This window comes from Mesorhizobium sp. M0615 (genome assembly GCF_040320805.1).
GTDB lineage: Bacteria > Pseudomonadota > Alphaproteobacteria > Rhizobiales > Rhizobiaceae > Mesorhizobium.
The window spans coordinates 353,505-376,942 of record NZ_JAMYQI010000004.1; the positions used below are offsets into that span (position 1 = coordinate 353,505).

Below are 23,438 nucleotides of genomic sequence, written 5' to 3' on the forward strand. Positions count from 1 at the left end.
CCCTCGGCGCGGTTTCGCAGTCGAGGCGTGCAGCCCGCGAAATGAAAAGGGGCGCCGCGCGGCGCCCCTTCTCCTTTGCGTTTCCGATACTTACTGCGGCAACTTGTCGTCGACGCCCTTCACATAGAAGTTCATGCCGAGCAGCGTGCCGTCGTCGGCTACTTCGCCGTCCTTGAGCCACGGCGTGCCGTCCTGCTTGGCGACCGGTCCGGTGAAGGGGTTCCAGCCATCTGCGATTTTCTTCGCGGTTGCCTCGGCCATCGCCTTCACATCGTCCGGCATGTTGGTGAAGGGCGCCAGCTTGACGGCGCCGTCCTTGATGCCGAGCCAGACATTGTCCGGCTTCCAGGTGCCGTCGAGCGCTGCCTGGACGCGGCTGATGTAGTACGGCCCCCATTCGTCCGTCAGCGAGGTCAGCTGCGCGTTCGGCGCGAACTTGATCATGTCGGAGGACTGGCCGAAGCCGTGCAGCTTGCGCTCTTCCGCCACCTGCAGTGCCGCAGTGGAATCGGTGTGCTGGACGATGATGTCGGCGCCCTGGTCGAACAGCGCCTTGGCCGCGTCGGCTTCCTTGCCCGGATCGAACCAGGAGTTCACCCAGACGATCTTGGCCTTGAAGTTCGGGTTGACCGACTGCGCTCCTAGCATGAAGGAGTTGATGCCCATCACCACTTCGGGGATCGGGAAAGAAACGATATAGCCGGCGACCCCTGCCTTCGATTCCTTGGCGGCGATCTGGCCGAGCACGTAGCGGCCTTCATAGAAGCGCGCATTGTAGATGCCGAGATTGTCAGCGGTCTTGTAGCCGGTGGCGTGCTCGAACATCACTTTGGGGAACTTCTTGGCGACCTTCACTTCCGGGTCCATGAAGCCGAAAGAGGTGCCGAAGATGATCTTGCAGCCTTCGCGCGCCAGACGCTCGAAAGCGCGGTCGGCATCGGGACCTTCCGAGACGTTCTCGAGATAGGCGGTTTCGACCTTGTCGCCGAGCGCCTTCTCCACCTCGAGGCGGCCCTGGTCGTGCTGGTAGGAATAGCCGAAATCGCCGATCGGGCCGGTGTAGACCCAGCATGCCTTCAACTTGTCGGCGGCCTGCGCCGACGCCGCCAGTGACATGGCGGCGGTCGTGGTCATCAACGCGATAAGCAGTTTTTTCATTGTGTTACCTCTCTGAGTTTAGCCTTGGAGCTTCCCGTTTGTTTTTGTTGTCAACGATCCGGAACGAATGGCTGCCCCAAGGAAGCCGGCGTGTTCATCATCGTCAGACGCTTGTTGCGCGAGATTAGAACGAGAACCACGACGGTTGCCAGATAGGGCAGAGAAGAAAGCAGCTGCGAAGGCACCGGAATGCCAAATGCCTGTGCATGAAGCTGGCCGATCCACACCGCGCCGAAGATGTAGGCGCCGGCGAGCACGCGCCACGGCCGCCAGGAGGCGAAGACGACCAGCGCCAGCGCGATCCAGCCGCGGCCCGCGCTCATGTTCTCCACCCATTGCGGCGTGTAGACCAGCGACAGGTGGCCGCCGGCAAGGCCGGCGCAGGCGCCGCCGAAGATGACCGCGAGATAGCGGTAGCGGATGACCTTGATGCCGAGTGCATGCGCCGATGTGTGGCTGTCGCCGATCGAGCGCAGGGTGAGGCCGGTGCGGGTCTTGAACAGGAACCACATGACGGCCGCCGTCAGCGCGATCGAGATGTAGAAGATCGGGTCCTGGCCGAACAGCAACCTGCCGACCACGGGAATGTCGGTGAGCACCGGAACGTAGAGGTTTGGCAGCCGCTCGCCGGGCTGGCCAACGAAGCTGGTCCCCATCATGCCGGACAGGCCGAGGCCGAGCAGCGTCAACGACAGGCCGGTCGCCACCTGGTTGGTGGCGAGCGACAGCGTCATCACCGCAAACAGCAGCGAGAACACCGCGCCCATGGCAATTGCCGCCAACAGGCCGATCCAGGGCGATCCCGTGAGATAGCCGGCGCCGAAGCCGCCGACGGCGCCCATGATCATCATGCCTTCGACGCCGAGGTTGAGCACGCCGGAGCGCTCGACCACGAGTTCGCCGATTGCCGCTATTAAAAGCGGCGTTGCCGCCGTGGCGATGGTCAAAAGGATGTTGACGGCGATGTCCATCAGCGGGCTTCCTTCAACTTCGGCGCGGCTTCAAGCTTCGCCGCGCTTTTCGTCAGCGCCATGCCGACCATGCGAATGCGGTAATGGATGAGCGTGTCGCAACCGAGCACGAAGAACAAAAGCATGCCCTGGAACACACGCGCCACCTTGTCGGAGATGCCGAGCGCGCTCTGCACCGCCTCGCCGCCGAGATAGGTCAGCGCCAGCACCAGGCCGGCGGCGACGATGCCGAGCGGATTGAGCCGGCCGAGGAACGCGACAATGATCGCTGTGAAGCCGTAGCCGGGCGAGATCACCGGCTGCAGCTGGCCGATGGCGCCGGAGACTTCCGAAATGCCGGCAAGCCCGGCCAGCGCGCCTGACAGCAGGAAGGCGAAGAAGACCATGCGGTTGAGGCCGAAGCCGGCGAACCGCCCTGCCCTCGGGCTGGAGCCGAGCACGCGGACCTCAAAACCCTTGAGCAGGCGGCTCATCAGCACCCAGATCAGCACGGCTGCGATGAGAGCGAAGACAAAACCCCAATTTGCGCGGCCGGCATCCGGCATCAGTTCCGGCAGGACCGCCGAGTCGTTGAACTGGATCGTCTGCGGGAAGCCGTGGCCCTGCGAATCGCGCCAGGGACCGCGCACCAGCCAGTCGAGGAAAAGCTGGGCGACATAGACCAGCATCAGGCTGGTCAGGATTTCGTTGGTGCCGAAGCGCGTCTTTAAGAGAGCCGGGATTGCAGCGTAGGCGGCGCCGCCGACCATGCCGAACAACAGCATCAGCGGCAGCACCAGCGGGCCTTCGAACCCGGGAAACAGCACCGGAATGGCCGAGCCGAAAATGCCGCCGAGGATGAACTGTCCCTCGGCGCCGATGTTCCAGATGTTGGCCTTGTAGCAGACGGACAGGCCGACCGCGATCAGGATCAACGGCGCGGCCTTGATCGCCAGCTCATGCAGCTGCCAGACCTGGCTGATCGGCTCGATGAAGTAAATCCCGAAAGCAGTCAGCGGGTTGACGCCGAGCAGCGCGAACAGAACCGCGCCGGCGATGATCGTCAGAGCGAAGGCGATGAAAGGCGACAGCGCCGAAAACAGCATCGAGCGCTGTGGGCGTTTGACGAGTTCGAGGCGCATCATGCCGTCTCCAGACCATGTTCGGCGTGGCCGGGCTCGGCGCCGCCCATCAACAGGCCGATCTTCTCGAAAGTGGCCTCGGCGATCGGCAGCGGCTTCGACAATTCGCCGTTGTGCATGACCGCGATCGCGTCCGAAATCTCGAACAGCTCATCGAGGTCCTGGCTGATGACCAGAACCGCCGAGCCACTGCGCGCCAGTTCGATCAGCGCCTGGCGGATATGAGCGGCGGCGCCGGCGTCGACGCCCCAGGTAGGTTGGTTGACGACCATGACGGCAGGGCTGCGGTCGAGTTCGCGACCGACGATGAATTTCTGCAGATTGCCGCCCGAAAGGGCCGCAGCTTCCGGATCGGGCGCGCTCTTGCGCACATCCATCGCCACGATGATGCGCTGGGCGGCGGCATAGACCGCACCGCTTTTGACGGCGCCGCCGGCGCCGACAAAAACCTTGCCGTCGGTGGCGTGGCGCGACAGGAGCAGGTTCTCCGAAAGCTTCATGCGCGGCGCGGCGCCATGGCCGAGGCGTTCTTCCGGTACGAAGGCAGCGCCCATCAGCCGCCGGCCTGTGATCGAGAGCGAGCCGGCATCCTTGCCGCGGATGCGCACGGATGCGGCGTCCTGCTGCAGCACCTCGCCGGAGACGGATTCGAAGAACTCGCCCTGGCCGTTGCCGGCGACACCGGCAATGCCGATCACCTCGCCGGCGCGCACAGTGAGGTTGATATTCTTCAGCGGAATCGAAAACGGCGTTGCCGGCTTGCGGCTGAGGGCGCGAATTTCGAGCAGCGGCTGCGCGGTCTCGATGCCTTCGGCCGGCGCACGCACCACGGCCTTCACCTCGTTGCCGACCATCATGCGAGCCAGCGACGAAGCCGTTTCCTCGCGCGGATTGCAATGGCCGACGACCTTGCCGTGACGCAGCACGGTGGCGCGGTCGCAGATGCGTTTGACCTCTTCCAGCCGGTGCGAAATGTAGAGGATGGATTTGCCCTCCGAGCGCAGGCGCTCAAGCGTTTCGAACAGCTTGTCGGCTTCCTGCGGCGTCAGCACCGAGGTCGGCTCGTCGAGGATGATGAGCTGCGGCGTCTGCAACAGGCAGCGGATGATCTCGATGCGCTGGCGTTCGCCGACCGAGAGATCGCCGACCAGCGAGTCCGGATCGAGCGGCAGGCCATAGCTGAAGGAAAGCGCCCTCGCCTTGGCCGCGATCGAGCTGATCGGTGAGCCGTCATCCAGAGACAGAGCGATATTCTCGGCCGCGGTCAGCGCCTCGAACAGCGAAAAGTGCTGAAACACCATGCCGATGCCGAGCTTCTTCGCCATGCCCGGACTGGTGATGCGCACCGCTTCGCCGTTCCAGAATATCTCGCCGGAATTGGGCTCCAGCGAACCGAACAGCATCTTGACCAGCGTCGACTTGCCGGCGCCGTTTTCGCCAAGCAGCGCGTGGATCTCGCCCTTGGCGATGTTGAGGTCGATATGATCGCACGCCGTCAACGTGCCGAATATCTTGGTCAGGCCACGAACCTCAAGCAGGTTCGCTCCATCATGATCTGCACTCACAGTGCCTCCCATCCGGTTCCCGGACATGTTCTGTGTTCCCGCCACATGGTATGCGCTGGCCGCTCTCGTGCGAAAGCAGCACCCACCTTGAAAGAGCTTCAAGAATTTCAGCGGAAACTCAAGGGGTAAAGATTGACCTGCTTCGCACAACGAACCGATCGTCCGGTTTTTCGGGTAAACAGTGCCTGGCGTCGCGGCAAAACGCTGAAAAGCAAGGCAGATCAGGGGATCAGTATGGTCGTGCCAGTGGTCTTGCGCCCTTCGAGATCGGCTTGCGCCTTGCCCGCGTCCTTCAGCGCATAACGCTGGTTGATCTTGATCTCGACCGCACCGCTCAACACCACGTCGAACAATGCCGCGGCGGAGACTTCGAGGTCTTCACGCTTGGCGTTGTAGACGAACAAAGTCGGCCTGGTAGCGAACAGCGAGCCCTTCTGCGCCAGCAGCGACATTGAAAATGGCGGGATCGGTCCAGAGGACTGACCGAAAGAGACGAACATGCCGAGCGGCTTCAGACAGTCGAGCGAGGCCGGGAATGTGTCGTTGCCGACCGAATCGTAGACGACGTCACATTTCTTGCCGCCGGTGATGGCGGCGACCCCGGCGACGAAATCCTGCTCCTTGTAGTTGATGACATGGCCGAAGCCATGCGCCTTGGCGAGCTCGATCTTGTCGGTTGAGCTTGCCGTGCCGATCACGGTGGCGCCGAGATGTTTTGCCCATTGTCCCAGGATCAGCCCGACGCCGCCGGCGGCGGCATGGAACAGGATGGTGTCGCCTGCCTTCACCTTGAAGGTCCGGCGCAACAGATACTCCGCCGTCATGCCTTTAAGCATCATGCCGGCGGCCTGTTCGTCGCTGATGCGGTCCGGCACCTTGACGACGCGGTCGGCGGCGACGACGCGCTGTTCGGCATAGGCGCCGACGTTGACGGCATAGGCGATGCGGTCGCCCGGCTTCAGCCAGTCGATGCCTGCACCGACCTCGAGAACCACACCTGCCGCCTCGCCGCCGGGGATCAGCGGGAAGCCGCCGGGCGGCGGATAGAGGCCGATGCGGTGATAGACATCGATGAAATTGAGGCCGATCGCGGTGTGCCTGACCAGGATCTGCCCGGCGCCGGGTTGTCCCGGATCGGCGTCTTCATAGGTCAGGACTTCCGGACCGCCATGGGCGTGGATACGGACTGCTTTGGACATTGTGGGCTTTCCTGCGGTCAGGCTTTCTTAGTGTCCGGCTTGGCGCCGAGTTTGGGGAAGAACTGCATGATACCGCCGATGCAGGCGAGGTAAAGTCCGGTGATGGTGATGCCGACCTTGGTAAAGACGCTGACCTGTTCGCCCAAAACGCCGATCTGGTCGTAGAAGGCGGCAAGGGCCGCCTGCGCCAGCGCCAGCGCACCGAAAGCACACCAGAGCAGCGTCATGCCAAGATTGATTGGCCGCAGCCGCACCACCCGCACGGGGTGAATGAAGTTGATCGGCACGAAGGTGAGGATGCCGGCCGCCACGACGACGCCGAAGGACACCCACTGTCCCGGTTCGATGACGAACAGCGTGAACACGACCATGTTCCAGACCACCGGAAAGCCTTTGAAGAAGTTCTCCTTCGTCTTCATTCCGGTGTCGGCATAATAGATGGCGCTGGACACCACGATGATGGCCGCCGACAGGAAAGACAGCCCTTCGCCCATGAAGCCGCGCTGGTAGAGTGCGAAGGCCGGGATCAGCACGTAGGTGACATAGTCGATGATGTTGTCGAGGAGTTCGCCCGACCAGGTCGGCAGGATCTCCTTGACCTCAAGCTTGCGCGCGATCGGCCCGTCTATGCCGTCGACGAACAGCGCCAGCCCCAGCCACCAGAACATCGCCGTCCAGCGTTGCTCGCTTGCCGCCACCAGAGACAGGAAGGCCAGGAACGAGCCAGACGCGGTCAACAGATGCACCGAGAATGCCCGCGCCTGCGGCCAGGTGACCTTTTTCTTCGGCCTGGGTATCCGGTCGGTGATCTTTTTGGCGGCATTCCTGGCGGTTGTGTTCTTGCTCACGGGCCCCGCCAATCCAGTTTGCAGATTTCGGCCGAGCGGCCGGCAAAGTTCCAGTTGTGGCCGAACGCCCGCATCTTGCTCTTGTCGGACCTGGCCACGATGATCTCCGGCGCGATCCAGTATTCCGAGTTGCCGATCACGGTATCCTTCTCGCGATCCTTGCCGGGAATCGGTGTGACCGCCCCGTCGATGATCTTCGGTATCTGGAAAATACGGGTCTTGTCACGCGTCTCGTAGGTGATCGGCACCTGCTCGACACCGAGGAACTTGCCGACAAGGATCGACAACAGCGAGGTTGTTCCGCCGGCCTTCCCGGTGAAGATCCTGGTCAGCGCTTTCACCGCATAGACGGAGGCGCGCTTGTCGATGAACAGGCCTGCGGTCCAGTTGCCGCGGCTCATATAGCCGGGGATTTCCATGACCAGACCGAGATTGAGGCCGGACAGGTCGACCTCGCCGAAATGGCCTGCGTCGATGCGGAAGCCCGCCCAGGTCTGACAATAACCCTCCGTCGGCGGATGGCTGCCAAGCGACAGCACGCAAGGACAAAAAACCGTGCAATTGCAGGAGAGTACGAGCTCTCCTTTCATTGCCCAGCCTTGCTCTGCCATGGAATTATCCCCCGTCATGCCGAGACTACTAGCAGGGCGACTACCCAGACAAGCAGTATCGCACCGGCCACTCGGGTTGGAAGGCTGCCGGTGGTCTGTTTTTCGATCAAGGTGAACAGGCCGATCAGCGCCATCCAGAACACGTTCATCGCGCCGACGGCAAACATCACCAGCATCAGCGCCCAGCAGCAGCCGAGGCACCACAGGCCCTGCTTCAGCCCTAGCCGGAAGATGCCACCCGGCTCCGCGCTCCAGTTGGAAAACAGTGTCGAGAACGGGTTCCGGCATTTTGTCAGGCAGGCCTGCTTGAGGCTGCTGAACTGGTAGAGGCCGGCAACCAGCAGCGCGGCCGCCGCGGCAAGGCCGCTCACCGGATCGAGCAATCGAGCGGAGGACGTAAATGCGTGGACGAGCAACGTCAGCACCGCGAAGCCGATAGAGGCGACAAGCCATGTCGAGAGGTAGCCGGCAGCCAAGACCAGCGGGTGGACCACCGGTTCGCCCTTGATGCGGGCGGTGTCGGCGATTTCACAATAGGTACGGATCATCGGCGCCGCCGACGGCAGCATCGTCGCCACAGCCATCGAAAACCACATCACGATCAACGCCAGAAGCTGTGCGCCGCCGGCATCAAGTGGTGCGGGCGTCAGGCACATGCCGAAGAAGCGGTCGAGGACATCCGGCAGCGGCAGTTGCGGCAGATATCGCAGGACCACATCGCCTGGTACGCCGGGGAGCCGGCCTTCGGCGTCGCGGATCGCCATGGCGCCGAGAATGAACCAGGCGAGCAGAATGCCGCCGGCGATGGCGATGTTGACCGTCAGGCGGGGGCTGCGGGCCAGGCTTGCCGTGGCGCGGCCGGCGCGGTCGAGATGGCTGAAATCGTCCTGCTGGCCGGTCATGACAACCGAATGAGCCTAATCGCCGCGTTGATCAAGCCGCATGGTCTGACCTATATCCATGGGTAGACACCTGCATCGCAAACTGGAAGTCCAATTTGGATCATCGCGAGACAGCACGGATACTGGTAGCCGGCAGCGGCCCTGCCGGACTGATCGCGGCGCTCGGTTTCGCCGAGGCGGGCTTTCCGGTAACCCTGGTCGGACCCGAAGCAGGCGGGCCCGATGGCCGGACCACGGCGCTGATGAACCCTGCTCTCAAGGTTCTCGATCGGCTGGGCGTGCTGGCCGAACTTGCGCCGAAGGCCGCGCCGCTGAAGGTCATGCGCATCGTTGATGCGACCAGCCGGCTGATCCGCAGCCCGGTGGTGACTTTTCGCGCCATAGAGATCGGCGAGGAGCAGTTCGGGCTCAACCTGCCCAACAGTGCGCTGAACCCGACGCTGGCCAAGTCCGTCGCGGCGCATCCCGGCATCGAATGGCTGACGTCGATGGTCGAGAGTTGGCGTCTGGACGCCGATCAGGCGCATGCCGTCTTGACTGATGGTCGCGAAGTCTCGGCCGCGCTTGCGGTCGCTGCCGATGGGCGCCTGTCGCCGGCGCGCGAGGCGGCAGGCATCGTGGCCTCGGTGCGATCCTACCGCCAAGCGGCGCTGGTGCTGAATTTTGGCCATCGCAGCGAACACGGCTTCACCTCGACCGAGTTCCACACAGAGACCGGGCCGTTCACCCAGGTGCCGCTGCCCGGCAACCGCTCCAGCCTCGTCTGGGTGGTGAAACCGGAGGCGGCGAAGGACCTCGCCGCACTCGATGACGCGACGCTTTCCGAGCGTGTCGAGCAGCAGATGCAGTCGATGCTGGGCCGGGTGTCGGTCGAGCCCGGCCGACAAATTTACCCGCTTTCAGCGGCATCACCGGGGCGCTTCGCGCAAAACCGTGTGGCGCTGGTCGGCGAGGCTGCACATGTGTTCCCGCCGATCGGAGCCCAAGGTCTAAACCTCGGCATCAGGGACGTCGAGGATCTGATTGGAATCGCACGCGAAAATCGCGGCGACCCTGGCGCCGCAAGGGCCCTGGCCGCCTATGATTCCAGGCGCCGTCCCGACGTTCTGGCGCGTTCGGGCGCGGTCAACCTGCTCAACATGTCGCTGCTGTCGGACATGCTGCCGGCGCAGATGGCACGCAGCGCCGGCCTCAATGTGCTCGGCAGTTTCGCGCCGCTGCGCGCCTTTTTCATGCGCGAAGGCTTGAGGCCGGGCAGCGGCTTTGCGGCGCTTACCGGCGGTTCAGGGAAACAGGTCCGGCGGTAAGATGCCGTGGCGGATCATGTAGAGCAGCCCGGTCACCGTCAGCACCGAGAGGCAGGTAGTAATCAGCACGCTGGCCGACGCGCGTTGCACCCAGACGCCATCTTGCTGGGCGATGACGAAGACATTGGTTGCGGTCGGTAATGCCGCCAAAAGCACGGCCGAAAAAACCCAGATTTCGGAAAAGTTCCCGATCCAGCTCAGCACGACGTAGCAGAGCGATGGATGCAGGATCAGCTTCAGCGCCGCGATCGACGCCAACTCATGCGGCACGCGGTTGAGGGGCCGGAGCGCAAGCGTCACGCCCATGGCAAACAGGGCGCAAGGGGCGGCCGCCCGAGACAGATATTCGAGCAGGCGATCGACCGGCTGCGGTGGGTGAAAGCCGAGATAGGCGGCGCCGACGCCAAGCGCGGTCGCGATGATGAACGGGTGCAGGACGATTTTCCTGACTACGCCGAGGATGAGCCGCCACGGCGATGTCTTGTCGTCGCCCGACAGCGCCATCATCATCGGCGCGATGGCGAAATGCATGATATTTTCGAAGCAGAAGATCAGCGCGACGGGAACCGCCGCCTGTTCGCCGAAGGCGAGCAGCGCCAGCCCCGGCCCCATATAGCCGATATTGCCGTAGGCCGCGGCCAGCGCCTTGATCGTCGACTGGGCGATCTCGCCGCGCGACGCCGTCACCGACCATACGAACATGATCGAGAAGATCGTGTAGGTGGAAAATACCGAGCCGAAGATGAAGCGCCATTCGGTCAACTGTTCGAACGGCGTGCGGGCCAGCAATTGGAAGAACAGGGCAGGAAGCGCGACATAGACGATGAAGGTGTTCATCCAGCCAAGCGCTTCCAGCGGCTGCCTGGTCATGCGCGCGACCAGAAAGCCGATGAAAATCAGCCCGAAGAACGGAAGAACAAGACCGACAATGTCAGACATTTTTGCCCTGGCCCGAAACCCCGGGACCGGGCTAGCCCGTAGCTTCATCAGGCGTCAAGCGCTTCGGCATTGAACTGACACGCCATCTGCGCCAAATAAAGCCTGATCCCAGACCTAAGTCGGGCTCGATTTTTGGCCACGGTGTGTGTAAATTCAAAGTCTTAGAGCGCTCTTCGCACATTCGAGGGGACGCCGGGCGCTCTAGAGGCTTAGTGGTGAGTACGATGAAAACAGCCAAATTCTCGATCGGACAAGTGGTTCGCCACCGGCTGTTTCCATTCCGCGGCATCATTTTCGATGTCGATCCGCAATTCGCCAACACCGATGAATGGTACGAGGCGATCCCGGCCGACGTGCGGCCGCGCAAGGACCAGCCGTTCTACCATCTGCTCGCTGAAAACTCGGAAACCGAATACATTGCCTATGTCTCCGAGCAGAACCTGCTCGAGGACCAGTCAGGTGAGCCGGTCCGGCATCCACAGATCGGCGAGATGTTCGACAAGCGGCCGGACGGACGCTATGAGCCAAAACGCCAGTCGAGACACTGACATCACCTTGCATCGACGTGACGACAACAAAAAAGCGGGGCATGACCCCGCTTTTTGTCGCTCCGGTATCTGTCCCGGCGATTAGTTGGCGGCTTTGGCCTTGGCCTGCTCGTCCTTGAGCTTCTTGGCGAAGTCCTGGTTGTTCTTGACGACGAAATCCTGAAGTTTTTTCTGCCGATCCTCGATGTCCGACTGCTGCAGCGGCGCGCCGTCAAAGGCGCCGCTGAAGCCGGTCAAGGCAACCTTGATGGGATTTGGCTGACTTTGGAAGTTGATCGAGGTCAGCGTGATCGCCTGTCCCTTCTTGAAGGACGCGACGAGCGCGTCGGTCAGCGGCACTTCGGCAACGCAACGGTCGGCGAAGCAAATGACATAATCCAGCTTCGTCGCCTTGCCGGCGTCTATCTGCAGGGCGATGCCGGGGGGCACCAGGCGACCTGGGGGAACCGTGACCTGGAAGACCTTGCGGTTTACCTTGCCCTTCAACTCGATCAGGCTGACGCCGGTGACGAACTGGCCGTTGCCGGCAGTGATGATGTTCTGGACATTGCAGATGTCGACATCTTCCTGCTTGGTGCAGGCCTTGAACCAACCCTGCGGAATCTGTTGCTGTGCCGAAGCGGTGGGAAGTCCGGCGCCCAGAAAGCCGACCACGCCCGCGGCCAGGACCGAAAGGCGGTATGCGTTGCTGTTCAGGCTCGTCATGTCGTGCATTTCCTCTCAAATGATCCCGGGACCGGCTTCTTCGCGCCGTGTGGTCCTGCTACCTGTTGCCGAATTGAGGCAACAGAATGACTTCGGAGCGCGTGTTACACTGCATGAGCAGCCGAATCCAGCCCGCCGCCTGCAATTCTTGGCCTCGCAATTTGGGTCGTGCGATTTGGGTTGATGTATCTGGCCGGAGCGCCGCGGCGCCATGTTAGGGTGCACTCCGAATCATCAAGCCGCCCAGTAAGGAGACGGTCATGGGCCGCATTCTTGTTTGGCTGATCGCCGCAATTTCGTTCTTCGCCTTTGCACCCGGCGTGGCGATGTCGGAACCGAGACATGCCATCGCAATGCAGGGCGAGCCGGCGCTGCCAGCCGACTACCAGCATTTCGACTACGTCAATCCCGATGCGCCGAAGGGCGGCAACATCACTTACTGCGTCGTCGGCAGCTTCGACAATCTGAACCCGTTCATCCTGAAGAGCCTGCGCACCACGGCGCGCGGCATGCAGGACCTCATTTTCGGCAATCTCGTCTTCGAGCCGTTGATGATGCGCAACTACGACGAGGCCTTCACCCTCTATGGCCTGCTCGCAGACAGCGCCGATATGGACCCGGAGCGCAAATCGATCGAATTCCACCTTAATCCAAATGCGAAGTGGTCGGACGGTGAGCCGGTGACGCCGGATGACGTGCTGTTCACCTATGATGTCTTCACCGACAAGGGCCGCCCTCCCTACAGGGATCGCATGAGCCTGGTCGCCAAGCTCGAAAAGACCGGCGATCACAGCGTGCGCTTCACCTTCAATGACAAGGCCAATCGCGAGACCCCCTTGATCATCGCGCTGACGCCGATCATCCCAAAGCACGCCTTCAACAAGGATACCTTCGACAAGACGACGCTGAAGCCGGTGATCGGCAGCGGTCCCTACACCATCGACAAGGTGCAGCCGGGACAGCGCATCGTCTTCAAGCGCAATCCGAATTACTGGGGCAAGGACATCCCTTCCAAGCGCGGCTTCGACAATTACGACCAGATCACCATCGAGTACTTCCTCAACGCCAACGCCAAGACTGAAGCGTTCAAGAAAGGCATCTGCGCCATTTACGATGAGGGCGATCCGGTCAAGCGCGAGCGCGATATCGATTTTCCCGCCTTCCATCGCGGCGAGGTGATCGCCGAGACCTTCGACACCGGCATACCGCCCGTGGTGACCGGCTTCCTGTTCAACACGCGACTGGAGAAGTTTTCCAATCCGGAGGTGCGGCGCGCGCTCGGCATGCTCTACGACTTCGAATGGGCCAACAAGAACCTGTTCGGCGGTAAGTACACGCGCACGATGAGCTACTGGCAGAATTCCGAACTTTCCGCGCTCGGCCATCCGGCCAGCGACAGGGAAAAGGCGCTGCTGGCGCCCTACCCCGGCCGCGTGCCGGCCGATGTCATGGACGGCAGCTGGCGCCCGCCGGTGAATGACGGCACCGGCCAGGACCGCAAGGTGATGAAGGTGGCGTTCGACCTGCTGAAGAGTCAGGGCTACGCCGTTAGGGATGGTGTCCTGCTGGACCCAAAGGGAACTCCCTTCGGTTTCGAGATCCTGACGGCCTCGCAGGACGAGGAACGCTTTGCCGCCATTTATCAGCGCTCGCTGGAAAAGATCGGCATCGCGGTGACCATCCGCAGCCTCGAAGCCGACCAGATCCAGTCGCGCAAGCAGCGTTTCGACTTTGAGGTTCTTGTCGGGTCGAGCGGGTTCAGCAACTCGCTGTCTCCCGGTATGGAGCAGAACCTTCGCTGGGGTTCTTCAGAGGCCAAAAGAGAAGGTTCATTCAATCTGGCCGGCGTCGCCGATCCAGCGGTCGACGCGGCGATCGACGCGATGCTTAGAGCACGGACCAAGGACGACTATGTCGCCGCCGTGCGCGTGCTCGACCGATTGCTGATCTCCGGCAACTACATGGTGCCGATGCAGTACAACGCGCAGCAATGGCTCGCCTACTGGAATTATCTGGACCATCCCAAAAAGACGCCCATATTCGGTTATCAATGGCCGACCTGGTGGCGCAAGCCGAACTGAGCGTGGCCGAGATCGGTCTCGCTGAAACGTTCGGCTGCAGGAGATCAAGATGAGCGATGACAATTCCATTACCATCGACGTGGTCTCCGACGTCGTCTGCCCCTGGTGCTTCGTCGGCCAGAGGCGGCTCGACAAGGCGATCGCCGCTGCTGGCGACGTCCAGGTTCATGTGCGCTGGCGGCCGTTCCAGCTCGACCCGACCATCCCATCCGAGGGCAAGGACCGGCGCGAATACATGCTGGCCAAATTCGGCAGCGACGAGCGCATCCGTCAGATGCATGCCCGCATAGAGCCGCTCGGCGAAGCCGAAGGCATCAATTTCGCTTTCGACGCCATCAAGGTCGCCGCCAACACGCTGGACGCGCATCGTGTCATCCGCTGGGCCGGTGCCGCCGGTGAAGCCGTGCAGAACCGGCTCGTGCGCCGGCTGTTCCAACTGTATTTCGAGAAAGGCGGCAATATTGGCGACCACGCCGTGCTGATCGATGCCGCCCGCGAGGCCGGCATGGACGCTGCCGTGGTCGAAACGCTCCTGCCGACCGATGCCGACGTCGAGGAGGTGCGCACAGAAATCGCCACGGCATCGCGGATGGGGATCACTGGCGTGCCGTGCTTCCTGCTCGAAGGCAAATACGCCGTCATGGGCGCGCAGGACGCCGACACGCTGACTGATGCCATCCGCCAAGTCGCGGCCGCAAAGGCCAAGGGCGAACTGGAAAAGGCCGGCTAGAGCCTGTTCCATCCCGATGGAAATCGGGATGGGCTCTATCTCCTTGTTTGAGCATGATCTCTGGACAAAACGGTTTCCCGTTTGTCCGATAAAACCGGCAACCACTTTTCGGGATCATGCTCGGGTTATTTCACCGTCACCTTGGCTTTGCTGAGGAAGAAGCCATGCCCGTTGCTGCCCGTGCAGGTCAGTCCCTTGGTTGACGACTGGCAGGTAAACGGCCCTTTGCTCCAGCTGTTGCCATAGGCCAGCTTCGCGACATCGCTGCAGCAGCCCTGCTCTCCCGGATTCTTGATCAATGTCGCCGGGCCGTTCGGCCCAAGGATCACGGTGACGTAGCTGGGCTCGACGCGCGAACAGCTCAGTTCCGGACCGCCATCCTGTGGTTCGTAGGTGCTGGTGCCGCCCTTCGGCGTGTAGATGCAGCCGATGTTGCCGGACGGAGCATTGAACTCGATTTGCCCTTCGGCGCTTGCCGGAATGGTCTGGCTGACGGCATGCGCAAGAGGCAGCCAGGCAAGAGCGTCACCATTGCGGGAACGGCTGCGTGTGCAAGCATTGGGGAGCTTCCTTGTTGGGGACCGGACATGCATTGGTGCCGACAGTGCCCGACAAGGTTCATTCCAGTGCGCTTGATTGTCAAACGGTGTTGAGCTGCAGCTAAAAAGCGCGTGCCCCTCATGAACAGTCGCTTTACAGGAGCGACGATCTTGCGTGCCCAACCATGATGGCCGGTGAAATGATTCGGGCGACCTGGGGCGATCACGGACGGCAATTTTTCGGGCGATCCGGTTAGCGCGCGGTGGGAAAACCGGCCGACGGGCAGGCCTTTTTGGTCACAAAGCCGTGTATGAGCCTTCCCTCAGCGAATATTTTCGCACATCTGAGCGTTCTCGCAACACATTGAAACAAAGGACAAATTCGGCCCAAAGACGGCGGTCTCGCAGCACCAACTGTTGCCTCATGGCAACGGGGGTGGGCTGCCTCACATTCGCCGGGATAAAATTCATAGAAAATGATCAATTGGTGTTACTATCCGTAACAAAACTAAAAAAGGTTTGGGCGGGATTGTGATTCGGGTCGACAGACCGCGACGTTCAATATCGGCACTTTGGAACCGCGACGCCCCCGCCGGGCCGTCGCCCCTGACGCCAGTATCGTCGATGCGGACCTTCTGGGGACTGATGCGGGCCTACTGGTTCTCGGACCGGTGGAGAGAGGCCTGGGCTCTCACCGTCGTCCTCGCACTCATCATAGCCCTGTCGAGCAAGGCCGACGTCTGGTTTACCGTGTTGGCGGGCGAACTGGCAGCCTCAATCGCTTTTTTTCACGACGCCGCGAATACCACGCCCCTTGAATCGGTGCTTACCAATGCCGGCCTGCTTGTGCTGCTGGTCGTGTTCAAGGACATGGGAATCATGGGCGCCTGCAAATTTGTATCGGCGACATTGCATCGCAAATGGCGCGCCTGGTTGAACGCGCGTTTCAATGCGGCGCTGCTCGATACCAACCATACGCACTACCACGCTCAGAATGGCTCGCCAGATGCGCCAGCGCCCGACAACATTGATCAGCGCGTGCAGGAATCGATCAAAGACATGGCGGGCGGCGCCATCGGGCTTGCCCAAGGTGTCTTCGGCGTCTTCACCTCACTTTATTTTGTCGGCGGCGCTTTGCTGGCGAATTCCGTGGAGGTAAAAGGCCTGGATGCCCTCGGCAGCTATGGCAGCGCCGTCCTCGCTCTGCTGGCGGTTGCCATCTATGTGCCCGTCAATACCTGGATCGCGATCAAACTTGGCGGAATGCTGGAGTGGCTCAATGTCAGGATGCAGAAGGCCGAAGGCACCTATCGCAGCGAGCTGATCACCTTGTTGCGCCGCAGTTTCCATGTGTCGGCGTCGCAAGGCGAAGACGTGCAAAAGACGATACATGGACGGCTCTATCTCGATATCGATACCACCTGGTCGAAGCTCAACATCGTCAACACCCTCTATGCGGGATTCGAATCGGTCTATAATTTCGTCGGGGCCAAAGTTGTCGCCTACGGACCTGGTCTGGTGCCGTTCATCCACAACGGCGTCGACCTCAAGGGCTACATAACCGGTTCCGAGCAGGTCAACGCGCTGATCAGCAAATGTTCCTGGTTCATCCATGTCATGCCGAGTCTCGCCACCTTGCGGGCCAACAGCCAGCGCGTCATCGAGTTGGCGCACGCCATTGAAAACGTCCAACAGCCGCAGGAATTCTACAGCCAGACCGGCCGTTCCGACTTCCACTATGCCAGCCAGAACCCGGTCTTCGGCCTGACCATCCAGAAGCTTGAACTGGCGCATCAGGGTGAAGACGCCACGCCGTTCCTGAGCGCAGCCAATCTGCGCTTTCGGCGCGGCGAGTGGGCATTCCTCAAGGGCGAATCCGGCTGCGGCAAGACTTCGCTGATCAAGGCGATCAACGGCTTGTGGCCTTATGGCCGCGGCACCATCGTCTTCCCTGACGGTGTGAGGAGCTTCTATGCCGCCCAGGAGGTCAAGCTGCAGCAGGTGTCGCTGAAGCAGCTGGTATCCCTGCCCGGCTCCGAGGACGACTATGGCGATGCGCAGGTCGCGGCAGCCCTGCACAAGGCCGGCCTTGGCGATTTCATCGAACACATGGCCGATGAAAGCCGCGAGGGAAAGATCTGGGACCAGCTGCTGTCCGGAGGCCAGAAGCAGAAGCTGGTTGTGGCCCGCATCGTGCTGCAGCAACCGGGACTGTTGTTCCTCGACGAAGCGACCGGCGCGCTCGATCCGGATGGCAAGATCGCCTTCCACCAGGCCATCAAGGACAACTGTCCCGATGTCACGGTGATCAGCATCATGCACGAGGCGGTGCCGCCACGTTCGGCCTCGGGCGAGGAATTCTACCATAGCGTGGTCGCGATCGCCGACGGCGTCGCCACCAAGAGGCCGCTTGTTCCGAACCTTCCGCGCGAGCTCACCACCATCCTTACGCAGCCGCGGCCGGTCGAGGACAAATGGATGCGTTTTTCACGCCGGCTGAAGCAGAAATAGCAGCCACGCCGAAGCGCGTTCCGCCACTGGCGGCGGGGCACTCGCTCCCTCCCCCTTCAATAATCATCACAGTCTCGCGATTGGGCCGGCTCCCGGCTGTTTTCCTCCACCCCCGCGATTGACTCGCCAAGATGCGCTCCTATGTTGCGCCCGCTCGCTGAATTCCAACTCGAACCCGCGAGCAGAAAGGTCACCGCGCCATGCCTGGCGACAGTAGTCGAACGCAACCGCCGTCCGCCTCGATGTGACCTCTAACGGCTCACGTCCCGCCGGACGGCAAGGAGTGAGCCATGAACGAATTTACCCCCGTCGTAGCGGGCGACGATGCCGTCGCTATCGCGCGTATCCTTGCCAATGATCACGTCGCCGATGTCGTCGAGGCCCTGAACCGGGAATCTCGCGATACCGCGATAGAACTGCTTTGCGAAATGCCGTTCGAGCGGCTGGTCGAGATCTTCGACCAGCCTGAACTCGACGGCGCCTCCGATCTGGCCGAGGCGCTGCCGCGCGCCAAGGCGTGCAAGCTCCTGACCGCCATGTCGGTCGACCGCGCCGCCGATATCCTGCGCGAACTGGACGAACCGGCGCGCTCCGAGCTGCTCGGCGGGTTGGTCCCGCCGCTGCGGGCAACGCTGCTTTCCATTCTCGGCTATCCCGAAGGCAGCGCCGCCTCAATCATGACGACCGAATTCGTCAGCGTGCCGTCGGACTGGACCGTCGGGCGCACGCTCGACTACATCCGCAAGGTGGAGCGGACGCGGGAGACCGTCTACGCCATCTACATCGTCGATCCAGACACGCATGTGCTGGTGCGCTCGACCGGCCTGCGCCGGCTGATCACCGGCGAGCCGGACGATCCGATCCTGTCGGTGGCGCCGGATCGCGCCCCGGTGACGGTGACGCCGCTGACCGATCGCGAAACACTGGCGCAGACGATCTCCAAATACGACCTGCTCGCGGTTCCCGTCGTCGACGATGGCAAGATCCTCGGCATCGTCACCATCGACGACATCATCGACACCATGATCGAGGAGACGACCGAGGACGCGCATCGCTTCGGCGGCATGGAGGCGCTCGACGAGCCCTACATGAAGATGAGCTTTCTCGCGATGATCAAGAAGCGCGGCGGCTGGCTGTGCGCGCTGTTCATCTCGGAGATGCTGACCGCCAACGCCATGCAAAGCTATGAAGGCGAACTGGAGAAGGCGATCGTGCTCACTCTGTTCATTCCGCTGATCATGAGCTCGGGCGGCAATTCCGGTTCGCAGGCGACCTCGCTCGTCATTCGCGCGCTGGCGCTGCGCGAGATCGGCCTTCGTGACTGGTGGCGGGTGGCGTTGCGCGAATTGCCAACCGGCCTGGTACTCGGCGCCATGCTTGGCGTGGTCGGCATCTGCCGCATCGCGCTCTGGCAGTATATGGGCTTCTACGATTATGGGCCGCATTGGCCGCTGATCGCGGCGACCGTGGGGGCAGCCCTTGTCGGCATCGTCACCTTCGGCTCGCTGTCGGGGTCGATGCTGCCGTTCGCGCTGAAACGGATCGGCTTCGATCCGGCGAGCGCCTCGGCGCCGTTCGTCGCCACGCTGGTCGATGTCACCGGCCTGGTGATCTATTTCTCGGTGGCGCTGGTCATCCTGCGCGGCACTTTGTTGTAATAAGCTTCAGGCCTCCCATCTCGGTGGCAACAGCGGCTGCCATGGGGGGTTCTTCAAGATCGAGCGCGCGGGCGTCAATCGACCCGCACGCCGTTCTTCACGCGGTAGGTGGGCTTGTACATGGTGACCAGTTCCTCCGCTGCCGTCGGGTGGACGGCCATGGTGCGGTCGAAATCATCCTTGGTGACGCCGGCCTTCAGCGGAATGCCGAGCAACTGCGCCATCTCGCCGGCGTCCGGCCCGAGGATGTGCGCGCCGAGCACTTTTCGCGTGGCGCCATCGACCACCAGCTTCGTCAGCATCCTTTCGTCGCGGCCCGACAGCGTGTGCCGCATCGGCCGGAATGTGGCGCGGTAGATTTCGATGTCGGAGTAGCGCTTGACGGCATCGTCCTCGGACAGCCCGACGGTGCCGATCTCCGGCTGTGAGAAGACGGCGGTCGGAATGGTGTCGTGGTCGGGCGCGGTCGGATTGCCCTTGAATGCGGTCTCGATGAAGCACATGGCTTCGTGGATCGCCACAGGCGTCAACTGCACGCGGTTGGTGACGTCGCCGATCGCCCAGATGTTGTCGATGTTGGTGCGGGAATACTGGTCGACAACGATGGCGCCGGTTTTGCCGAGTTCGATGCCGACGCCTTCCAGGCCCATATTCTCAGTGTTGGGGAGGCGGCCGATGGCGAGCATGACCTGGTCGACTGTCAGCACCTTGCCGCCGGTGACCAACGCATCCAGCCTGCCGTCCGGCCGCTTGCGGACCCATTCCGACACGGCGTGGCAGAGGATCTTGATCCCCTTCTTTTCCATGGTTTCGTGCAGCATGCGCCGCAGGTCCATGTCGAAGCGCGACAGTATCTCCTTGCCGCGATAGACCAGCGTGGTGTCGACGCCCAAGCCATGGAAGATATTGGCGAATTCGACGGCGATGTAGCCGCCGCCCTCGATCATGATCGCCTTCGGCAGTTGCTTGAGGTCGAAAACCTCATTGGAAAAGATGCAATGCTCGTGACCGGGCAGCGCCGGGTGCGGCGCCGGCCGGCCGCCGGTGGCGATCAGGATCTGGTCGGCGGTGACGGTGCGGTCATCGCCCAGGAGATGCACGACATGCGGGTCGACCAGCATGGCGCGCGAGTGGAACGTCTCGCCGCCGGCGCCTTTCACGTTCTTTTCGTAGATCGCTTCCAGACGGGCAATCTCGCGGTCCTTGTTGGCGACCAGCGTCGGCCAGTCGAAGCTCGCCTCCGGCACCGTCCAGCCATAGCCGGCGGCGTCGGCAAAATGCTCGGGAAATTGCGAGGCATAGACATAGAGTTTTTTCGGCACGCAGCCACGGATGACGCAGGTGCCGCCATAGCGGTATTCCTCGGCGATGCCGACACGCTTGCCGAGCGCTGCCGCCACGCGCGCCGCCCTCACCCCGCCGGAGCCGCCGCCGATGACGAAGAGATCGTAGTCGTAGCCGGCCATGCTGCTGTTCCTTGCCCCAAGAAATGTTTGAGACAGGTAGGCTGCATGAAGCCAAAAGAAAAGCCCGGTTTCCACCGGGCTTTCTGGTCCAGCGGCAAGGATGCCGGTGGCGAAATCAGACGTCTTAGTTCTTCGGCGCTTCCGGCTGGTCACCGTCTGCGGGCGCATCGCCGTCGGCAGGTGCAGCGCCATCGGCGGGGGCAGTTGCGTTATCCGGCGCAGGCGCGGCCGGAGCAGCGGCCTTCGCGGCGGCTGCCAGCGTTTCGCCGACCTGCTGGGCGAGATCGCGCGCCAGGCCGTTCTGCCAGATGTCGGCGGCCTTGACCAGTTCGCGCGTCACGTTGGGGCCGTTGTCGAGCAGTTTCTTGCCGGCATCGGAATTGTAGAAGGCGGCGATGTCGGTGAGATCCTTCTCGGAGAACACCTTGGCATAGGCGAGCGCTGCTTCCTTCTCCAGATCGGCACGGCGCGAGGCCAGCGCCAGTGCCTTTTCGCTGACGGTCTTGCCGATCAGCTCCTGCATATCAGGGTTCTTCTGGATAAGCTGCTGCTCGAGCGAGGCCGCCGCTTGCGGCAGGATGTTGTCGAACGAGTCGGTCGCGTGGATTGCCGTGACCGCCGCCCGTGCCGCCTTCAGATGCGATTCCGTGATCTCCTGCGAGAACGCCGGGGAGGAGAAGGCGAAAACGGCCGAAGCCGCCAGAACGGCGCAAAGATTGCGAACCCGGTTATGCAACATCATGATCGGTAGAACTCCCTGGTTTTCGGGCGGCACGGACGGCTTGGATGCCGTCGCCGCCGGCGATGATGGCCGCTGACGCCAGCCCGATGAAAAGACCATGCTCGACCACACCAGGAATGGCATGGAGAGCATTCGAAAGCGCTCTTGTATCCGGAATGCGGCCAAAAGATGCATCGAGGATAAAATGGCCGCCGTCTGTAACAAAAGGCTGGCCCCCCGTCATCCTCAATGTAACCGGGCCGGAAAGGCCGAGACTTTTGGCCGCTGCCGCGACCGCGATTTCGGTGGCGCGCAGGCCGAATTGGTTGACTTCGATCGGCAACGGAAACCGGCCAAGGGTGTCGACCATCTTCGAGCGATCGGCAATGACGATCATGCGCTGAGACGCCGCCGCGACGATCTTCTCGCGCAGCAGCGCGCCGCCGCCGCCCTTGATCAGCGTCAGCGCCGCGTCGATCTCGTCGGCGCCGTCGACGGTAAGGTCGAGCTCGGGCGTTTCCTCAAGCGTCGACAGCGGCACGCCAAGTTCGCGGCAAAGGGCTGCAGTGCGCTCCGACGTCGGCACGCCGATGACGGTCAAGCCCGTGGCGATCTTTTGGGCCAGCAGCCGCACGAATTCGTCGGCCGTGGTCCCGGTGCCGATGCCGAGCCGCATGCCGTCGCTGACATGGGCAAGGGCTGCCCGCGCGGCCTCGACCTTCAACTGCCTCGCATCCATGCTCGCCCCGGGGATTTGGCTTGGTTCTGATTTTTCTGGATGCGCGCTCCTAGCACTTTTGCCCGCAGGGTCAAAGACTTTGGCTCCCACCGGCTTGCCTGAAAGAAGCGCAGCCGCTATCGCCTGCCTGCAATGCATCAGCCACAGGATAGGCCATGACCCAACCGATCATCGTGTTCGACCTCGACGGGACGCTGATCGACACGGCGCCGGATCTGCTCGACAGCCTTAATCACAGCCTTGCCGCCAGCGAGCTTGCCGCTGTCGACGAGGCCGGCTTCCGGCGTTTTGTCGGCCAGGGCGGACGGGTGATGATCGAGCGCGCGCATACCGCGCAGCAGAAATCGCTGGCGGTGGAGGAGCACGACAGGCTGCTGAAGGTGTTCCTCGACCACTACACACTCAACATCCCCGGCAAGTCGCGCCCCTACCCCGGTGTCGTCGAAGCCATCGCCCGCTTCGAGAAGGCCGGCTATCTGCTCGCCATCTGCACCAACAAATATGAGGCGAATTCGAAAGCGCTGATCGAGGCGCTCGGCCTGACAAAGCATTTCGCCGCGATCGCCGGCCAGGACACGTTCGCCTTCCGCAAGCCCGACCCGCGCCATCTCACCGAAACCATCCGGCTCGCCGGCGGCGAGCCGCACCATGCGCTGATGGTCGGTGATTCGCAGACCGACATCGACACGGCCAAGGCCGCCGGCATTCCGGTGGTCGCCGTCGATTTCGGCTACACCGACCGCCATGTCAGGGAATTCGAGCCATCGGCGGTGATTTCGCATTTCGATGCGCTGACGCTCGACCTGGCGGAACGGCTGATTGCAGCGGCGGCCGGCTGAGCGAAACAGGTGATTGCGCGGCAGCGCCTGTCCTCGGCTATTTCAGGCACAGAAGGCCGGCGCATCGCCTTGACTTCACAACCCTGCCTCCCTTATATCGCGGCTCGCTTGGCCTTCGGGCAACGAGCGGGCGATTAGCTCAGCGGGAGAGCACACCCTTCACACGGGTGGGGTCGCAGGTTCAATCCCTGCATCGCCCACCATTTTTTCAAGCACTTAGGCATGTTGATTTTCCTCCGCGTACGGAAACCGTACAGAAACAATCGCATCCTTCAGACAT

At 62.3% G+C, this 23,438-nt stretch carries 21 protein-coding genes and 1 tRNA gene; 8 read left to right on the forward strand and 14 right to left on the reverse strand.

The features are described 5' to 3' along the window. Positions 1-90: 90 nt before the first annotated feature. The 8 genes from NKI46_RS09170 to NKI46_RS09205 form a co-directional block, all read right to left on the reverse strand. A complete protein-coding gene (locus tag NKI46_RS09170; RefSeq protein WP_023682527.1) occupies positions 91-1,158 on the reverse strand; it encodes a BMP family ABC transporter substrate-binding protein in 1,068 nt (355 codons plus the stop codon). 50 nt (positions 1,159-1,208) lie between these two features. Then, positions 1,209-2,129: an ABC transporter permease gene (locus tag NKI46_RS09175; RefSeq protein ID WP_023668962.1), complete on the reverse strand. Its 921-nt coding sequence runs from the start codon at positions 2,127-2,129 to the stop codon at positions 1,209-1,211. Further along, positions 2,129-3,253 carry an ABC transporter permease gene (locus tag NKI46_RS09180; protein ID WP_352745831.1) on the reverse strand — a complete coding sequence of 375 codons (1,125 nt, stop codon included), beginning with the start codon at positions 3,251-3,253 and terminating at the stop codon, positions 2,129-2,131. Before NKI46_RS09180 ends, NKI46_RS09175 begins: the two co-directional genes overlap by 1 nt. Next, positions 3,250-4,827: an ABC transporter ATP-binding protein gene (locus tag NKI46_RS09185; RefSeq protein WP_023816059.1), complete on the reverse strand. Its 1,578-nt coding sequence runs from the start codon at positions 4,825-4,827 to the stop codon at positions 3,250-3,252. The genes NKI46_RS09180 and NKI46_RS09185 overlap by 4 nt, the downstream gene beginning before the upstream one ends. A 209-nt stretch (positions 4,828-5,036) precedes the next feature. Next, entirely contained in the window at positions 5,037-6,014 is a 978-nt protein-coding gene (locus NKI46_RS09190; protein WP_023668965.1) for a quinone oxidoreductase family protein, read from the reverse strand. Between the two features lie 17 nt (positions 6,015-6,031). Further along, positions 6,032-6,862: a phosphatidylcholine synthase gene (gene pcsA / locus NKI46_RS09195; protein WP_023668966.1), complete on the reverse strand. Its 831-nt coding sequence runs from the start codon at positions 6,860-6,862 to the stop codon at positions 6,032-6,034. Then, positions 6,859-7,473: a DUF1326 domain-containing protein gene (locus NKI46_RS09200; RefSeq protein WP_352519924.1), complete on the reverse strand. Its 615-nt coding sequence runs from the start codon at positions 7,471-7,473 to the stop codon at positions 6,859-6,861. Before NKI46_RS09200 ends, pcsA begins: the two co-directional genes overlap by 4 nt. Before the next feature lie 14 nt (positions 7,474-7,487). Then, positions 7,488-8,375, reverse strand: coding sequence for a DUF2182 domain-containing protein (locus tag NKI46_RS09205; protein WP_023734009.1), 888 nt, complete (start codon positions 8,373-8,375; stop codon positions 7,488-7,490). A gap of 95 nt (positions 8,376-8,470) precedes the next feature. On the opposite strand from NKI46_RS09205, the gene NKI46_RS09210 reads away from it, so the two are divergent. Beyond that, the gene (locus tag NKI46_RS09210; RefSeq protein ID WP_352519923.1) at positions 8,471-9,682 is read left to right on the forward strand and encodes a UbiH/UbiF family hydroxylase; all 1,212 of its coding nucleotides are present in this window, start codon (positions 8,471-8,473) and stop codon (positions 9,680-9,682) included. Here the strand turns inward: NKI46_RS09210 and NKI46_RS09215 are convergent. Further along, positions 9,659-10,621 (reverse strand): AEC family transporter, encoded by a 963-nt coding sequence (locus NKI46_RS09215; RefSeq protein ID WP_352519922.1) that lies wholly within the window; start codon positions 10,619-10,621, stop codon positions 9,659-9,661. The genes NKI46_RS09210 and NKI46_RS09215 overlap by 24 nt on opposite strands. Before the next feature lie 224 nt (positions 10,622-10,845). On the opposite strand from NKI46_RS09215, the gene hspQ reads away from it, so the two are divergent. Further along, positions 10,846-11,169 carry a heat shock protein HspQ gene (gene hspQ, locus NKI46_RS09220; protein ID WP_023668971.1) on the forward strand — a complete coding sequence of 108 codons (324 nt, stop codon included), beginning with the start codon at positions 10,846-10,848 and terminating at the stop codon, positions 11,167-11,169. 81 nt (positions 11,170-11,250) lie between these two features. Here hspQ and NKI46_RS09225 read toward each other — a convergent pair whose 3' ends face one another. Beyond that, entirely contained in the window at positions 11,251-11,874 is a 624-nt protein-coding gene (locus NKI46_RS09225; RefSeq protein WP_023668972.1) for an invasion associated locus B family protein, read from the reverse strand. A 260-nt stretch (positions 11,875-12,134) separates the two neighbouring features. Here NKI46_RS09225 and NKI46_RS09230 point away from each other — a divergent pair, with 260 nt between their 5' ends. Both NKI46_RS09230 and NKI46_RS09235 read left to right on the forward strand, forming a co-directional pair. Beyond that, positions 12,135-13,955 carry an extracellular solute-binding protein gene (locus NKI46_RS09230; RefSeq protein WP_352745836.1) on the forward strand — a complete coding sequence of 607 codons (1,821 nt, stop codon included), beginning with the start codon at positions 12,135-12,137 and terminating at the stop codon, positions 13,953-13,955. A gap of 49 nt (positions 13,956-14,004) precedes the next feature. Continuing rightward, entirely contained in the window at positions 14,005-14,685 is a 681-nt protein-coding gene (locus NKI46_RS09235; protein WP_352745839.1) for a DsbA family oxidoreductase, read from the forward strand. A 125-nt stretch (positions 14,686-14,810) separates the two neighbouring features. Here the strand turns inward: NKI46_RS09235 and NKI46_RS09240 are convergent, their stop codons facing one another. Next, positions 14,811-15,407 (reverse strand): hypothetical protein, encoded by a 597-nt coding sequence (locus NKI46_RS09240; protein WP_352745842.1) that lies wholly within the window; start codon positions 15,405-15,407, stop codon positions 14,811-14,813. A gap of 441 nt (positions 15,408-15,848) precedes the next feature. Here NKI46_RS09240 and NKI46_RS09245 point away from each other — a divergent pair, with 441 nt between their 5' ends. Together NKI46_RS09245 and mgtE are read left to right on the forward strand one after the other, a co-directional pair. Further along, positions 15,849-17,735, forward strand: a complete 1,887-nt coding sequence (locus NKI46_RS09245) for an ABC transporter ATP-binding protein/permease (RefSeq protein WP_352745844.1) — start codon at positions 15,849-15,851, stop codon at positions 17,733-17,735. A gap of 290 nt (positions 17,736-18,025) precedes the next feature. Beyond that, complete coding sequence (mgtE, locus tag NKI46_RS09250; RefSeq protein WP_352745847.1) at positions 18,026-19,393, forward strand: magnesium transporter; 1,368 nt, start codon at positions 18,026-18,028, stop codon at positions 19,391-19,393. A gap of 74 nt (positions 19,394-19,467) precedes the next feature. On the opposite strand, the gene gor is transcribed toward mgtE, so the two are convergent. The 3 genes from gor to rpiA all read right to left on the reverse strand — a co-directional run bounded on the left by gor (position 19,468) and on the right by rpiA (position 22,319). Further along, complete coding sequence (gene gor / locus NKI46_RS09255) at positions 19,468-20,859, reverse strand: glutathione-disulfide reductase (RefSeq protein WP_023738846.1); 1,392 nt, start codon at positions 20,857-20,859, stop codon at positions 19,468-19,470. 124 nt (positions 20,860-20,983) lie between these two features. Next, on the reverse strand, positions 20,984-21,601 hold the full coding sequence (locus tag NKI46_RS09260; RefSeq protein ID WP_023668979.1) for a DUF2059 domain-containing protein: 618 nt from the start codon (positions 21,599-21,601) through the stop codon (positions 20,984-20,986). After that, positions 21,588-22,319 carry a ribose-5-phosphate isomerase RpiA gene (rpiA, locus tag NKI46_RS09265; RefSeq protein ID WP_023738845.1) on the reverse strand — a complete coding sequence of 244 codons (732 nt, stop codon included), beginning with the start codon at positions 22,317-22,319 and terminating at the stop codon, positions 21,588-21,590. Before rpiA ends, NKI46_RS09260 begins: the two co-directional genes overlap by 14 nt. A 155-nt stretch (positions 22,320-22,474) precedes the next feature. On the opposite strand from rpiA, the gene NKI46_RS09270 reads away from it, so the two are divergent. Together NKI46_RS09270 and NKI46_RS09275 are read left to right on the forward strand one after the other, a co-directional pair. Continuing rightward, positions 22,475-23,158 carry a phosphoglycolate phosphatase gene (locus tag NKI46_RS09270; RefSeq protein WP_023738844.1) on the forward strand — a complete coding sequence of 228 codons (684 nt, stop codon included), beginning with the start codon at positions 22,475-22,477 and terminating at the stop codon, positions 23,156-23,158. A gap of 128 nt (positions 23,159-23,286) precedes the next feature. Continuing rightward, positions 23,287-23,361: transfer RNA gene (locus NKI46_RS09275), tRNA-Val, on the forward strand. Positions 23,362-23,438: the final 77 nt, after the last annotated feature.

Bases quoted from the DNA above. Each gene is read 5' to 3' on its own strand.
- NKI46_RS09170 (WP_023682527.1), bottom strand. From the start codon at position 1,158: ATGAAAAAACTGCTTATCGCGTTGATGACCACGACCGCCGCCATGTCA.
- NKI46_RS09175 (WP_023668962.1), bottom strand. From the start codon at position 2,129: ATGGACATCGCCGTCAACATCCTTTTGACCATCGCCACGGCGGCAACG.
- NKI46_RS09180 (WP_352745831.1), bottom strand. From the start codon at position 3,253: ATGATGCGCCTCGAACTCGTCAAACGCCCACAGCGCTCGATGCTGTTT.
- NKI46_RS09185 (WP_023816059.1), bottom strand. From the start codon at position 4,827: ATGGGAGGCACTGTGAGTGCAGATCATGATGGAGCGAACCTGCTTGAG.
- NKI46_RS09190 (WP_023668965.1), bottom strand. From the start codon at position 6,014: ATGTCCAAAGCAGTCCGTATCCACGCCCATGGCGGTCCGGAAGTCCTG.
- NKI46_RS09200 (WP_352519924.1), bottom strand. From the start codon at position 7,473: ATGGCAGAGCAAGGCTGGGCAATGAAAGGAGAGCTCGTACTCTCCTGC.
- NKI46_RS09205 (WP_023734009.1), bottom strand. From the start codon at position 8,375: ATGACCGGCCAGCAGGACGATTTCAGCCATCTCGACCGCGCCGGCCGC.
- NKI46_RS09215 (WP_352519922.1), bottom strand. From the start codon at position 10,621: ATGTCTGACATTGTCGGTCTTGTTCTTCCGTTCTTCGGGCTGATTTTC.
- hspQ (WP_023668971.1), top strand. From the start codon at position 10,846: ATGAAAACAGCCAAATTCTCGATCGGACAAGTGGTTCGCCACCGGCTG.
- NKI46_RS09225 (WP_023668972.1), bottom strand. From the start codon at position 11,874: ATGACGAGCCTGAACAGCAACGCATACCGCCTTTCGGTCCTGGCCGCG.
- NKI46_RS09230 (WP_352745836.1), top strand. From the start codon at position 12,135: ATGGGCCGCATTCTTGTTTGGCTGATCGCCGCAATTTCGTTCTTCGCC.
- NKI46_RS09235 (WP_352745839.1), top strand. From the start codon at position 14,005: ATGAGCGATGACAATTCCATTACCATCGACGTGGTCTCCGACGTCGTC.
- NKI46_RS09245 (WP_352745844.1), top strand. From the start codon at position 15,849: ATGCGGACCTTCTGGGGACTGATGCGGGCCTACTGGTTCTCGGACCGG.
- mgtE (WP_352745847.1), top strand. From the start codon at position 18,026: ATGAACGAATTTACCCCCGTCGTAGCGGGCGACGATGCCGTCGCTATC.
- gor (WP_023738846.1), bottom strand. From the start codon at position 20,859: ATGGCCGGCTACGACTACGATCTCTTCGTCATCGGCGGCGGCTCCGGC.
- NKI46_RS09260 (WP_023668979.1), bottom strand. From the start codon at position 21,601: ATGATGTTGCATAACCGGGTTCGCAATCTTTGCGCCGTTCTGGCGGCT.
- rpiA (WP_023738845.1), bottom strand. From the start codon at position 22,319: ATGGATGCGAGGCAGTTGAAGGTCGAGGCCGCGCGGGCAGCCCTTGCC.
- NKI46_RS09270 (WP_023738844.1), top strand. From the start codon at position 22,475: ATGACCCAACCGATCATCGTGTTCGACCTCGACGGGACGCTGATCGAC.